Consider the following 11677-nt stretch of genomic DNA (forward strand, 5'->3'; position numbering starts at 1 on the left):
ATCGAGCACGCGCCCGGAACTACACAGCCGACACCATGTCGACCCTCCTAACTGCGAGTCCACTCGCAAAGTGCGACCTCGTGTCGCAACGGCAGTTCAGTGCATGGACTTCGATCGATCTGAGGCGCCTTTACAGTAGAATGTGCCGGTGATTAGCGTGTTGGCCTTCGATCTTGGCGGTGTGCTTTTCAGTGACGGCACCAGAGAATTTATCGAGCACCTCAACCGAACATCCGGTGTCGACCCGGCACGCGCCGGTGAGCTTCTCAACGGGAGTCTCGGAAGCAGGTACCGCGAAGGCGGGATGAGCCGGGACGAATTCTGGGCTGCCTTCCGGCGGGCGCTGGGGCTATCGGCGTCAGGGCCCGAGCTCGCGGCGCGGTGGATAGACGGCTACCGCCTGAACGAAGGAACCTGGGACCTCATCCAAGACCTCTCGCAGGACTATGACCTGTACTATCTGTCTGACAACGTGGCGGAACGCGTTGAGGCGATCGAGCGGCGGTACCACTTCCTCCGGCTGTTCAAAGGCGGCGTGTTCTCGCATGAGGTAGGCGTTCGTAAGCCGCACCTCGATATTTACAAGATGCTCTTGGAAAAAATTGGGGCGGAGCCTCAGCAGGTCTTGTTCGTGGATGACAAGGAATGGGCGCTCGCGCCGGCGGAGCGGATCGGAATGAAGACTGTTTTGTTTCGAGACAGTGATCAGGTTCGGCGAGCTCTGGAAAAACTCCACATCCCTCGGGATCAACGGGGTTGACTCCACGGTCGACCGGCGTGCTAGTGGACACCCTCTCATCGGCAGAATAACGCGCCGAGTCTCGCCCTTCACGTGGATGCTATCGACGGAGCGTGGCCGTCAACGGGCGGAGCGGCGGGGCCAACGAGCACGTAGCCGAACCTCGTCCGCCCGGCGAGTTCTGGCATAGGAGGGCCCGCGTGAGGTCCCGGTCGGGCGCGGACGCCCACCTTCAGCGGTCACCACCAGCCTCCAAACCCGCTAGAAAAACAGCCACGCCACCCGCCCCACGCCCAAACGACACCTCCACGCGGCCTGACACACCCGCAGGAAGGCCATCCCCGCCGGGAGCCCGGTCCACCGCTGCGGTCCGGGCTCCCTGGACGTCAATGAGCGTCTTAAGGTCAACCCGCAGTGGCGGTGAAATCCAGCCAGAAGATCGACGACGTCGTCGGTTGCACCAACACCAGGCCGACAGCCAGCGTCGTCGGTGATGCACGATCTGATCACGCCGCCGGCGCAGCCTGCCCGGGACACAGAACGCCAACTCGTGCTCGCCCGTCATACCTCGAGCGGTACGCCGCTGCCGCCCGACTTCGGCGCCTACCGGACCTTCTGCGGAACCTGAGCAACAGCGCACGCCGCCCATCCAGCCCGGCGCCGCATCCGGCTCACGTTAGGAATGGTGGGATCGGTGGCGAAGAGATGCATCGCCCGCCTGCGCACCGTCGATGACCAGACCGCTGACCCGGACCGCTCAAGATGATCTTGCGCTCCCCCTGTGCTCCCAACGTAAGGAGCTACAAGCAAACAGCCCGTTACCTGAACTGCGGTAACGAGCTGTTGACCTGCACAGACGCTGGTGGGCGATACTGGGATCGAACCAGTGACCTCTCCGGTGTGAACGGAGCGCTCTCCCGCTGAGCTAATCGCCCGGGAACGCACCGAACAATACCGGAACCCTGACACCGCCTCCTAATCAGGGGTCAGGCGAGCCAGTCGCGGGCCACCTGGATCAGGTCGATGCCGAAGCTGAGGCGGACCGACACATACACGATCGCGCTCACGAAGATCATGCAGGCGATGCCGACCAGGCACCGGACCGGCCAGGACTGGCGGCCGATCCAGTGGGTCCAGGACTGCACGTGGCGCCGGGTGAAGACGAGCAGGTTCCTGGCCCAGGCGAACTCGACGGCCCAGATGGCCAGGCCCAGGATGACGATCGCCCAGCCGGGGCCGGGGAACGGGATGAGGACGATCCCGATGGCGACGACGAGGCCGCCGAAGATGCCGACGCCGACCTTGAGGGCGTGGCGGCCGGCGGGAGTGGAACGGATTCTGTCCAGGACTCCCACGGAGTGGCCCTGCTTGTCGGGTTTCGCGACCATTTCATCCCCCAGTGTTCCGGAGCCCCGTCACTACCCGGGAGGAATGGACGTTACCGGAGTAAGTCAACGACTGGACCACCCGACACCGGGCGGAACCGAGTACTTGGGCAGGGCCGACAAGATAGCGTTCTTCGACCCGTTTCGGGACGGATTCGGCACCGTCTTCCCACTACTGGGTGAGATCAGCGTATGGCGGAGCGTAACGACAGGGATCACCTGAGTATGGGAAACGCGGGGTTACCGACCTCGCAGCGGTGCCGGGGGGAGTTCGTCCATGAGTACCATTCGTCCGACGACCGTCGAGGTAGAGACCTCGCTGCGGCTCGTAGCGCCTGACGCCACGGCTCTGCCCGTGCGCGCCAGTCTCCGTTACGACCCCGCTGATCCTTATGCGGTCCATGTTTTGTTCCACGCGGAATCAGCCGGTGGGGAAGCCGTGAGCTGGTCCTTCGCACGGGAACTGCTGGTCACGGGGCTCGATGAGCCGGCCGGGATCGGTGACGTCCGGGTGTGGCCGTGGGCCACACCGAGGGGTGATTTCGTCGCTCTGGCGCTGTCATCCCCGGACGGTAACGCGTTGTTCGAAGTACCACGCAGCGTTCTGGTCCGGTTCCTCCGTCGCACCTATGTGGTGGTGCCCCGGGGGCGCGAATCCGACCATCTCGACGTGGACGCGGCGGTGAACCGGCTGCTCGCCGGGAGATAAATCGCAATTGCATGAGGCCCGTGTGGAGACTGCCGCTCCATGCGGGCCTTTTGCTTATAACGGTCATTACTGTCAAAAACAGAAAACGCCCAGACGTACGGTTATCGACCGTTTCCGCTCAGCAAAACGATCTCTCTTCAAGTAGCACGTGCATCCCTTGTCACCAGCGGATACGGTCGCCTCGATGTTCTCGATCGGCCACCGCACCCGGCGACCCGCCGGAACGCCACCCGCCCCGGCTTGGGCGGGCGTCGGCGCCTGCGCTCTGCCGGAGACCGACCTGGCGGTCCGGCAGCCCACCCCGCGGCGTCTCAGCTATCACCTTCTGGTCCTGACCACCGTCGGTCAGGGCACCATCGAGATCGACTTCGACACCCGCCGCTGCCATCCGGGCACGGTCGTCTGGATCCGGCCCGGCCAGGCCCTGCGCTTCGGTGGCCAGCCCGGCCTGGACGCGAGCCTGGTCTCCTGGGAACGCGACCTGCTCAGCGGCGAGCAGCTGCCCGGCCTCACCGTCGAAGATGCCGGCCCGACCGCCAGCCGCGACCTGGCGGGCGACGAGGCGGACGTGATCGGCGCCGGATTCACCCGGTTGGCGGACGATCTCGAGCGACTGCCACCGGGCCCGGTGGCGGCCTCGCTGGTCCGCCACGAGCTGGCCGCGCTGCTGCTCCGGATGGCCTTGCTGACCAGGCCGGACGGTGAGTCACCGCCGAGCGCGGAGGCCCGCACGTTCGCCCGGTTCCGCCGGGCGCTCGAGGAGGGTCATGCGAGCAGCCGCCGGGTCGAGGACTACGCGGAGGATCTCGGGTGCTCCGTGCGTACCCTCACCCGGGCGAGTCTGGCGATCACCGGCCGCACCGCCAAGCAGGTCGTCGACGACCGCGTCGCGCTGGAGGCACGCCGGCTGCTGGCGTGCACCGAGGACTCGGTCGCCGAGGTCGGCCGGTCGCTGGGCTTCCCCGAGCCGACGAACTTCGGCCGGTTCTTCCACCGGGAGGTCGGGCAGAGCCCGGGCAACTTCCGGCTGGCGGTCCGGGACGGCTCGAACCATCAGGTCCCACAGCAGCGTGTCGCCGGCGGGTAACCACCGGTAATCCCTATATCCCCATGGTTTTGGGGGTGGCATTACCAGCAGTGGAACCGGCGCGGCATGATGGGTGGGTGCAGATCTCCGCGCGTGGCGACTACGCCGTCCGGGCCGCTCTGAGCCTGGCGAAAGCTCATCCGTCCCTCATGTCCGCCCAGGCCATCGCCCAGGACCAGGAGATGCCGCGGAAGTTCCTCGAAGCGGTGCTGGCCGATCTCCGCCGAGCCGGGGTGGTCCGTGCGCAGCGTGGCGCCGAGGGCGGTTACACGCTGTCGCAGCCGCCGCGCGACGTCACGATCGGCCAGATCCTGCGCGCGGTCGACGGTCCGCTGGCCGGGGTCCGCGGCATGCGCCCCGAGGAGACGCAGTACTCCGGCGCCGCCGAGAACCTGCCGAACCTCTGGGTGGCGGTCCGCGCGGCGGTCCGCGAGGTGGTCGACGAGGTCAGCCTGGCCGAGCTGCTGAGCGGCCGGATGCCGGCCCACGTGCGCAAGCTGACCACCCGCCCGGACGCGTGGCAGCCGCGGTGAGTTTGTAGATCAGGAGCATCGGGAAAGAGACATCCATCGAGGCGAAGTCCAAGGAGGACATTCCGATGGCTGTCCTGTTCCGTCAACGCAAGAAGTTCGGCCCGTTGATCCTGAACTTCACCCAGAACGGCTTCTCGTCCTGGAGCATCAAGATCGGCCGCTGGTCGTGGAACTCACGCGCCAAGGCCCACCGCGTCGATCTGCCCGGCCCGCTGTCCTGGAAGCAGGACAAGTCACGCTGACGGCCGGATCACCACGTCGCCGCCGAGCCGCCCGGCCGGCGGGTCGCGGGTGACCGCGCCCGCCGCCACCAGCTTCTGCACCACCTGGGCGGCGTCGGCGGCGCGATAGACGGTCTCGGTCAGCGCGAACGTCCGCAACTCGGTGACCGTGGCGGCACCCACGGAAGCCAGGTGGGCGAGCACCTCACGGCGTAGCGGCCCGGGGTGCGGCGTGAGCGAGATGTCGATCAGATGCCGTTCCGGGTCGCCGGGGTCGCGATAGCGCACCCCGGCGAACTCGTCCACCGCCCACAGCGTCTCCTTGAAGGCCTCCAGGCTCTTACCCTGCGTGGTCGCGAAGACCAACAACTCCCCCGGCTCGTCCCCGGTCGCCAGCTCCACCGCCGCGACCAGCGGAAACCCGCCTTCCCCGAGCGCCGACCGATAGGCGTCCACGTCGGTCACCGCCCCCGGCGCCAGCGCGAAGATCGCCTCCGCCGGCTTGCCCGACGCGAGCGCCGCGACCGATTCCGGCGAAAGCGGATCAAGAGCTTCAAAAAATCCAAGCAGAGGTACGCGCGCAGCACCCACCGCCTTCAGCGCGGCTGTCAGCCGCGCATCCGTCCCACCCGCGACGACGTGCACGGTTAGGCCCGGGCTGTCCACGCCCACCGCCGCGAGCCGCCGCTCGACCTCCGCGGTGTCCGCACCGACCGCCACCATCGTCAGCTCACGCCCGCGGACCAGGTCGGACTGCTCCGCGAAGACCCGCAGCGCCGCCTCGGCCAGCGCCCCGCCGTCAGCGTCCGCCCCACCGTGCAGATAGGTCGCCCGCCGCTTGTGCAGCGCCGCCGGCGCCCAGGTCTCCAGGTGCCGGACCAGCACCTCGCGCTTAAGCTCGCCGACAGTCATGCCCCTTTCTACCGTGGCCAGGCCGGTTCTCGGCCATCCGGCTCAATGTCGTGAGGCTGATCCCCGCGGCCGCGATCGGCTCACCGGTCTCGAGTTGGGGCTCGGCGGCAGGTTCCGCCGGATCGTGCGGACCGCGGCTCCTCAGCGTCTCCCGGAAACGAGATGCCGGGTTCAGGCAGCGTGCCCGCCGCGTCGCGAACCGGGCCGCCTCGTCACGATGTGCCGGGGCTCTCGGCGACGCTCACCCAGCCGGACTCCAGGGCGTGACCGCCGTCCGGGACGATGAACGTCGCGCGGTAGGTCGCGCCGTCGTCGGGCGGCAGGCGCCAGCCGGCGATCTCGGTCACCGTCTCGGCGAGCGGCAGCGCGGTGGTGGGTCGCGGGCCGCTGCCGTCCTCGGTGATGGCGCCGTCGCTGGTCCGGGTCTGCAAGGTGAGGGTGCCGGCGGGCAGGATCGCCTCTCCGGTGCGCCGGACGGCCGCGTAGAGCTCGACGTGGTGCCCGGGGCGGGTGGCACGCAGGCCCAGTTGCCAGGACGAGGCCGGCGGCCCCCAGGCGTACGGCGGGTCGCTCATCACGTGTGCCTGGCCCGGCCGCGGTATTTCTGCCAGGTCACCGACTTGACCCGCCGGCCCAGGCCGATGCTGAGCGAGCCGACCCGCCACTCGCCGGGCCAGTGGTAGACGGCGTCGCCGGCGTTGGCGTGGGCCGGGCCGACCGGTGTGGGGGTGTGGGTGGACGACTCGCCCTGGATGACGTCCATCCAGTCGGCCGGGCCGGCCAGCACGGCGCCCTCGTTGCCGCGGCGCCAGTCCATGCCGGCCGCGTCGGCCGTCGGGGCGGCCGTGAAGTGCTCGTTGATCGGAACGGCGCTCGGCAGGGTGGTCCCGAACTGGTCGAGGATCTTGTAGTGGACGTGGCTGACGTAGCCGAAGGCGCCGTCGGCGGCGTCGACGTTCCGCAGGTGCCCCAGGGCGTCCGGGGCCAGGACGGTGAGCTTGTAGGACGCCTTCTGGGTCTTGCCGCCGGCCGTCCGCGTCACCGAGATCTTCGCGTCGCGCCGCGCCGTGCTGGCGCCGGTGGTCGTGACCGTCGGGGTGGCCACGGCCGGGTCGCTCAGGCCGAGCGGCCCGACGACGGTCCAGGCGAACGTCCCGGCGGCCGGCGTGTTGGTGCTCAGGGTGGCGCTGGTCTTGTAGCCCGCCGGGGAGAAACCGTCGAGCCACCACAGACCGGTGGGCCCGCCGATGTGGAACGGCGCGGCCGGAGCGGCCGACGGCGCCGACACGGGTGGCGCGGCCGTGTCCGTGCCCGCCGGTTCGGCGGCCGGCGCCGACATCGGCTCCGACTCCTCGGGGGACAGTTCGTTGAACTCGCCCGGCGGCTCCGGCTCGGCCACCGTCGCTTCCTCGCTCTCCGGGTGCCCCGCGGGCTCCATGAGGCGGGCGACCGCCCGGTTGCCGGCGGAGCCCTGGAGGGCGAACAGCGCCTGGGCGCGGCCACTGATCGCCGGCGGCGACGGCTGCCCACCGGCTTGCTCCGGAGCGGCGCTGACCTGCTCGGACTCGATCAGCGAGCTGTACCATGCCACGGCCGACCCCCTGGGTTGCGCGCTGCCAGACCGGGCTCCAGTATCCCCGCCCGCGGCATCCGGCGGCCGGGTGGCGAGGAGTGTGCACCAAGAGGCAACCTTAAGGCGCCGACGACATCGACCAGCGAGACTTGTACTTACTGTGTCCATGCCAGCACTATGGGCACGTGGCCCCGCCGCTCGCCGAAGTGACCGCCCGCGCTCAGAGCCTGACCTCCGCGGGCGAGCTGGAAGCGGCCCGCGATGTGCTGGGCGGCGCGCTCGACCAGTCCGACACCGACCCGCGCCGCGCCTCCCCCGACCTGGCCACCGCCGCCGCCCTTCAGGCCCGGGTGCTGATCGCGCTCGGCGACCCGCACGCCGCGAAGCTGTGGGCCGGTTTCGCCCACGCCGCCGAGGAACGCCTGCACGGCGCCCGGGACGAGCGGGCCGTCGCGGCCGCCGCCACCCACGCCGCGGTGCTCTCCCGGATCGGTCACCACGGCCGGGCCGCCCAGGTCTACCGCGACCTGCTGGCCGCGCTGGAGGCGGTGGACCCGCCCGACTCGGCCCGGGTGCTGGCGGCCGAGGCCGATCTGGCCACCGCCGAGCACCACTCGGGACAGTGCACGGTGGCCCGCAACCGGATCAAGAGCGCCTGGACGCGACACCGGGACGCGTACGGCGACTCGGCCCCGGCCGGCATCAAGATGCTGGCCCGGCTGGCCGTGATGGAACGCGAGTGTGGCCGGCGCACCGAGGCGGCCGAGCACGTGGCGATGGCGCAGGAGCTGTGCGCGCGCTACCTGCCGGCCGGCCACCCGCTGGTGCAGCAGGTCGACCGGCTGGCCGGCGCCCCCGCCACCGGCAAGCACGTGTGCGGCCGGGTCACCGGGTCGGACGGCCCGGATCCGGCCGCCGACCAGACCACGTACCGCCCGGACGCCCCGCCGGAGCCGGCGCCCGCGGAGCCCGAGCCGGACAACCGGCCCACCGACCCCAAGGGCAAGCTCTACCAGCAACCGCTCTACCTCAGCGACGTGCATCAGGCGCCCGGCGACCTGAGCGGCCGGCACGCGCGCGCGGACACGCCGCTGCCGATGCCGGGCGCTCGCATCCCCGAGTACACGCCGGAGGGACGCCGCGTCCCGACCGGCAGCGCCCCCGCCGGCGACCTGCTCCCCGTACGCCGGGAGAAGCCGGAGTCGGGCGGTTCCCGGCAGCCCTTCATCCTGGCCGCCGTGCTGGTGGCCGGGGTGGGGGTGGCCGCGGCCGTGGTCGCGGCGACGCTCCCCCGCGGCGACGAGACGCCGCCCGCGGCCGCACCGGCCACCGCGACCAGCGCACCCGCCGTCACCGCGTCCGGCCGGCCCACGCCCAGCCCGTCCGGCCCGACCGGCGCCGGCGGCAGCGACGGCGCGCCCACCGGGCTGAAGCTGCGCGACAACCGCGACGCCGTGGTGATCTCCTGGGTCTACCCGAAGGGCGCCGACGGTCCCGTGCTGATCTCCGGCGGCCGGGCCGGCCAGGAGCGCAAGGTCTTCCAGCAGATGCCGCCGGGCAGTTCCGACTACATCGCGTACGGCCTGAACGACCGCCTCGACTACTGCTTCTCGGTGGCCGTCGTCTACTCCTCCGACCGGGTGGCCGCCACCGACCCGATCTGCACCGACCGCTGAAGCACCGCCCTCTGGAAGCACCGACCGCTGAAGCACCAACCCAGACGCGTCCGAGCGTTCGTAGCGGCCGGCGGCTGATTGCTGGAGGCGAGCACGACCCGGCATGGGAACAGCAAAGCGTCCCGCAACCGTTCTGCACCCCGAACACACCGTGGTGGAACCCGTGGCCCGGCATCGTGGGCGGACAGGGAGCCATCACGGAAAGCAGGTTCGGTGACAACGGAGGCGGCACCGACGTCGAGCGCCGCCGTTCATCCGGGCGGGCGCGCGGATCTCGCCGCCCTCGTGGCGGAGCTGGAGAGCCGCCCGATGTCGCAGTTCCGCACGCTGCCCGAGCCGGCCGCCGCGGCCGAGCGCCGGGCCGTGGCGATCGGCGACGACGAGCTGGCCAACCGGGCGCGGCTGCTGGTCGCCGGGGCGCTGCTGCGCGAGGGGCGGTCCGGGGAGGGTGGCCGCGCCGCGCATCAGGTGCTCGCCTGGGCCGAGCGCAACGGCACCCCGTACCTGATCGCCCGCACCCACCGCGAGATCGCCATCTTCTATCGCCAGGTGGGCGACTCGGCGACCGCGCTGACCCATGCCGTGCAGTGCGTCGCGCACCTCACCGACGACGTGGCGCCGGTGATCCGGGCCCGGCATCTGCTGTCGCTGGCCACGGCGCTCGACGAGACCGGCAGCAGCGCCGAGGCCGAGCGCCGGTTTCGGGAGGCGCTCCAGGTGGCGACCGCGGTCGGCGACCACGAGCTGACCCTCTACATCCTCAACAACCTGGCCTACACCGCGACCGAGACCGGGGACGAGCCGGCCGCGCGCGGCTACATCGAGCACATGCGCGACGTGCAGGCCCGGAGCGGCGCCCCGTTCAGCGCCAACGAGCTGGACACCATCGCCCGGGTCGAGATGATGTCCGGCTGGCACGACGCGGTCGAGGCGACGCTGCGCGCGGTGCTCGAGGCGGGCCAGACCGCGGTGCTCGGCAACGAGGGCGACGCGTTCGCCGAGTGCCTGCTCACGCTGGCCGAGGCGCGGCGGGCGGCGGGCCGCCACGAGGCCACCCAGGAGGCGCTGGACGCGGCGTTGCGGATGTGCGACGAGCGCGGGCTGCACGCGATCCGGGCACGGGTGCGCGAGGAGCAGGCGCTGCTGTACGCGAGCGGCTGCCCGCCCTGATCGGCGAGGCCGTCGTCCGGCGTACCCCGCTGGCCGTGGCGATCGTCGATCTTGATCATTTCAAGCGGGTCAACGACACGCTGTCGCACAGCACCGGCGACGCGGTGCTGGTCGAGGTGGCGGCGATGCTGGCCGAGGTGGCCACCGGGCCGGTCCTGGCGGCGCGGATGGGTGGCGAGGAGTTCCTGCTGGTCTTCCCGGGGGTCGACCTGGCCGAGGCGGCCCGGCGGTGCGAGGCGCTGCGGCTGCGGATCCGGGCCTTCCCGTGGGCCCCGGTGACCGGGACGCTGCCGGTGACGACCAGCATCGGGGTGACCGCCGCGGCCGAGGGCCGGAGCACGCCGAGCGCGTTGCTCTCCCAGGCCGACCGCAACCTCTACGCCGCGAAGCGCTCCGGCCGCGACCGCGTGGTGGTCGACACCCTCTGATCGTCAGGCGGGCGGGGTCACCCGGAGCTGGGCCAGCAGGACGTGGATGTCGGAGTTGACCCAGTACTCGGCGAACTGGCCGTCCGCCACCCGCAGCAGGTCGGTGCCGGTGAAGGCGACCTGGGTGCCGGGCTCGGCCGCGGCGCCGGGGAAGCCCCCGCCGTAGGTGCCCGAAGCCGTCCAGCGCAGCGCGACGTGGTCGTCCTGGACGATCGGGCCGACCTCGATGGCGAACGTGAGGTCGGTGAAGGCGGCCCGGGTCTGGCCGATCCACTCGGCGAGCCCGTCGGGGCCCTTGACGGCCGACCCGTCACCACCGTCCATCATTGCCGCGTGCAGGCGGAAGCCGGGCGTGATGATCTGCTGGGCGCGGCCGAGGTCGCCGTTCCACAGCTGGAGCCATCCGTCGATGAGCTCGTTCATGTCGTCCTCCTGAAGGTACGTGAGTAGCGAACCGAAACTAGCGACGAAGAGCCGCCCTCTGGCAGTGCCAGATTAAACTGACACCGTTAAGGTGAGGCGCGTGTCGCTGAGAGATCGCCGCCGCGCCGCGGCCACCCGCGAGATCCTCGACGCCGCCCTCAAGCAGATCGTCGAGCGCGGTCCGGCCGGTCTGGCCCTCCGGGCGGTCGCCCGCGATCTCGGGATGACCGTACAGGCGCTCTACCACTACTTCCCGAACCGCGACGAGCTGGTCACGGCGCTGATCGTCGAGGCCTACGACGACCTGACCGCCGCCGTGCGGGCCGCGGTCGACCACCCGGCGCGGCCCGGCGATCCGGCCTTCATCGCCGCCGCCGAGGGCTTCCGGGGCTGGGCCATCGCCAACGCGGCCCGGTTCCAGCTGATCTACGGGACGCCGCTGCGGAACTACCGGGCGCCGGACGACGGCCGCACCACCGGCGCCGCCCAGCGGCTCGCGGTCGTGGTCTGCGACGCCCTGTTCGCGGGGCTCGGCGCCGACCGGTTGAGCCGGATGGAGCTGCCGCCGATGAGCGCGGGGCTGCGGGAACGCTTCGACCGGCTGCCGGCCGAGGCGATCGGCGCGCTCCCGCCGGCGGCCGGGGCGCTCTTCGTCAGCGTCTGGGGGCACCTGCACGGCCTGGTGGTGCTCGAGGCGTTCGGGCACACCGACTTCCTCGCCCCGTTCCAGGCCGAGATCTTCCGCGGCGCGATGCGTGATCTGCTGGCCGGCGTCCACCGCCGCCTGCCCGGTTGAGGCCCGCCCGGTGCGGGCAGACTCC

General features: G+C 71.0%; 15 protein-coding genes and 1 tRNA gene. 10 read left to right on the forward strand and 6 right to left on the reverse strand.

All coding sequences use genetic code 11. The features are described 5' to 3' along the window. The first annotated feature begins 148 nt into the window (after nucleotides 1–148). Complete coding sequence (locus AB0M54_RS41100) at nucleotides 149–760, forward strand: HAD family phosphatase (RefSeq protein ID WP_364477574.1); 612 nt, start codon at nucleotides 149–151, stop codon at nucleotides 758–760. Between the two features lie 472 nt (nucleotides 761–1232). Beyond that, on the forward strand, nucleotides 1233–1367 hold the full coding sequence (locus tag AB0M54_RS41105; protein WP_364316890.1) for a hypothetical protein: 135 nt from the start codon (nucleotides 1233–1235) through the stop codon (nucleotides 1365–1367). Between the two features lie 232 nt (nucleotides 1368–1599). Here the strand turns inward: AB0M54_RS41105 and AB0M54_RS41110 are convergent. Both AB0M54_RS41110 and AB0M54_RS41115 read right to left on the reverse strand, forming a co-directional pair. Then, nucleotides 1600–1674 (reverse strand) — tRNA-Val (locus AB0M54_RS41110). A 51-nt stretch (nucleotides 1675–1725) separates the two neighbouring features. After that, on the reverse strand, nucleotides 1726–2127 hold the full coding sequence (locus tag AB0M54_RS41115) for a TIGR02611 family protein (protein WP_364316887.1): 402 nt from the start codon (nucleotides 2125–2127) through the stop codon (nucleotides 1726–1728). A 274-nt stretch (nucleotides 2128–2401) separates the two neighbouring features. Between AB0M54_RS41115 and AB0M54_RS41120 the strand changes: the two genes are divergently transcribed. The 4 genes from AB0M54_RS41120 to AB0M54_RS41135 all read left to right on the forward strand — a co-directional run bounded on the left by AB0M54_RS41120 (nucleotide 2402) and on the right by AB0M54_RS41135 (nucleotide 4695). Then, complete coding sequence (locus AB0M54_RS41120; RefSeq protein ID WP_014446635.1) at nucleotides 2402–2833, forward strand: SsgA family sporulation/cell division regulator; 432 nt, start codon at nucleotides 2402–2404, stop codon at nucleotides 2831–2833. A 184-nt stretch (nucleotides 2834–3017) separates the two neighbouring features. Next, nucleotides 3018–3920 (forward strand): AraC family transcriptional regulator, encoded by a 903-nt coding sequence (locus AB0M54_RS41125; protein WP_364477577.1) that lies wholly within the window; start codon nucleotides 3018–3020, stop codon nucleotides 3918–3920. A gap of 77 nt (nucleotides 3921–3997) precedes the next feature. Next, nucleotides 3998–4453: an Rrf2 family transcriptional regulator gene (locus AB0M54_RS41130; protein ID WP_364316882.1), complete on the forward strand. Its 456-nt coding sequence runs from the start codon at nucleotides 3998–4000 to the stop codon at nucleotides 4451–4453. A gap of 65 nt (nucleotides 4454–4518) precedes the next feature. Continuing rightward, nucleotides 4519–4695, forward strand: coding sequence for a DUF4236 domain-containing protein (locus tag AB0M54_RS41135; protein WP_364316880.1), 177 nt, complete (start codon nucleotides 4519–4521; stop codon nucleotides 4693–4695). Here the strand turns inward: AB0M54_RS41135 and AB0M54_RS41140 are convergent. The 3 genes from AB0M54_RS41140 to AB0M54_RS41150 form a co-directional block, all read right to left on the reverse strand. Beyond that, the gene (locus AB0M54_RS41140; protein WP_364477580.1) at nucleotides 4687–5586 is read right to left on the reverse strand and encodes a hypothetical protein; all 900 of its coding nucleotides are present in this window, start codon (nucleotides 5584–5586) and stop codon (nucleotides 4687–4689) included. The two genes, AB0M54_RS41135 and AB0M54_RS41140, sit on opposite strands and share 9 nt — an antisense overlap. A 212-nt stretch (nucleotides 5587–5798) precedes the next feature. Further along, nucleotides 5799–6161: a hypothetical protein gene (locus AB0M54_RS41145; protein ID WP_364477583.1), complete on the reverse strand. Its 363-nt coding sequence runs from the start codon at nucleotides 6159–6161 to the stop codon at nucleotides 5799–5801. Then, entirely contained in the window at nucleotides 6161–7177 is a 1017-nt protein-coding gene (locus AB0M54_RS41150) for a hypothetical protein (RefSeq protein ID WP_364316873.1), read from the reverse strand. Before AB0M54_RS41150 ends, AB0M54_RS41145 begins: the two co-directional genes overlap by 1 nt. A gap of 167 nt (nucleotides 7178–7344) precedes the next feature. On the opposite strand from AB0M54_RS41150, the gene AB0M54_RS41155 reads away from it, so the two are divergent. The 3 genes from AB0M54_RS41155 to AB0M54_RS41165 all read left to right on the forward strand — a co-directional run bounded on the left by AB0M54_RS41155 (nucleotide 7345) and on the right by AB0M54_RS41165 (nucleotide 10433). Continuing rightward, nucleotides 7345–8835 carry a fibronectin type III domain-containing protein gene (locus AB0M54_RS41155; RefSeq protein ID WP_364477585.1) on the forward strand — a complete coding sequence of 497 codons (1491 nt, stop codon included), beginning with the start codon at nucleotides 7345–7347 and terminating at the stop codon, nucleotides 8833–8835. A gap of 213 nt (nucleotides 8836–9048) precedes the next feature. Beyond that, entirely contained in the window at nucleotides 9049–10005 is a 957-nt protein-coding gene (locus tag AB0M54_RS41160) for a tetratricopeptide repeat protein (RefSeq protein ID WP_364477588.1), read from the forward strand. 35 nt (nucleotides 10006–10040) lie between these two features. After that, nucleotides 10041–10433, forward strand: a complete 393-nt coding sequence (locus AB0M54_RS41165) for a GGDEF domain-containing protein (RefSeq protein WP_364316867.1) — start codon at nucleotides 10041–10043, stop codon at nucleotides 10431–10433. 3 nt (nucleotides 10434–10436) lie between these two features. Here the strand turns inward: AB0M54_RS41165 and AB0M54_RS41170 are convergent, their stop codons facing one another. Then, nucleotides 10437–10856, reverse strand: a complete 420-nt coding sequence (locus tag AB0M54_RS41170) for an ester cyclase (RefSeq protein WP_364316864.1) — start codon at nucleotides 10854–10856, stop codon at nucleotides 10437–10439. 100 nt (nucleotides 10857–10956) lie between these two features. Here AB0M54_RS41170 and AB0M54_RS41175 point away from each other — a divergent pair, with 100 nt between their 5' ends. After that, a complete protein-coding gene (locus tag AB0M54_RS41175; RefSeq protein WP_364477591.1) occupies nucleotides 10957–11652 on the forward strand; it encodes a TetR/AcrR family transcriptional regulator in 696 nt (231 codons plus the stop codon). The last annotated feature ends 25 nt before the right edge of the window (nucleotides 11653–11677 follow it).

The sequence above is a fragment of the Actinoplanes sp. NPDC051470 genome (genome assembly GCF_040682035.1).
GTDB lineage: Bacteria > Actinomycetota > Actinomycetes > Mycobacteriales > Micromonosporaceae > Actinoplanes.

Coding starts and splice junctions, on each gene's coding strand:
- AB0M54_RS41125 (WP_364477577.1), top strand. CDS start 3,018: ATGTTCTCGATCGGCCACCGCACCCGGCGACCCGCCGGAACGCCACCC.
- AB0M54_RS41140 (WP_364477580.1), bottom strand. CDS start 5,586: ATGACTGTCGGCGAGCTTAAGCGCGAGGTGCTGGTCCGGCACCTGGAG.
- AB0M54_RS41115 (WP_364316887.1), bottom strand. CDS start 2,127: ATGGTCGCGAAACCCGACAAGCAGGGCCACTCCGTGGGAGTCCTGGAC.
- AB0M54_RS41105 (WP_364316890.1), top strand. CDS start 1,233: ATGCACGATCTGATCACGCCGCCGGCGCAGCCTGCCCGGGACACAGAA.
- AB0M54_RS41170 (WP_364316864.1), bottom strand. CDS start 10,856: ATGAACGAGCTCATCGACGGATGGCTCCAGCTGTGGAACGGCGACCTC.
- AB0M54_RS41120 (WP_014446635.1), top strand. CDS start 2,402: ATGAGTACCATTCGTCCGACGACCGTCGAGGTAGAGACCTCGCTGCGG.
- AB0M54_RS41135 (WP_364316880.1), top strand. CDS start 4,519: ATGGCTGTCCTGTTCCGTCAACGCAAGAAGTTCGGCCCGTTGATCCTG.
- AB0M54_RS41145 (WP_364477583.1), bottom strand. CDS start 6,161: ATGAGCGACCCGCCGTACGCCTGGGGGCCGCCGGCCTCGTCCTGGCAA.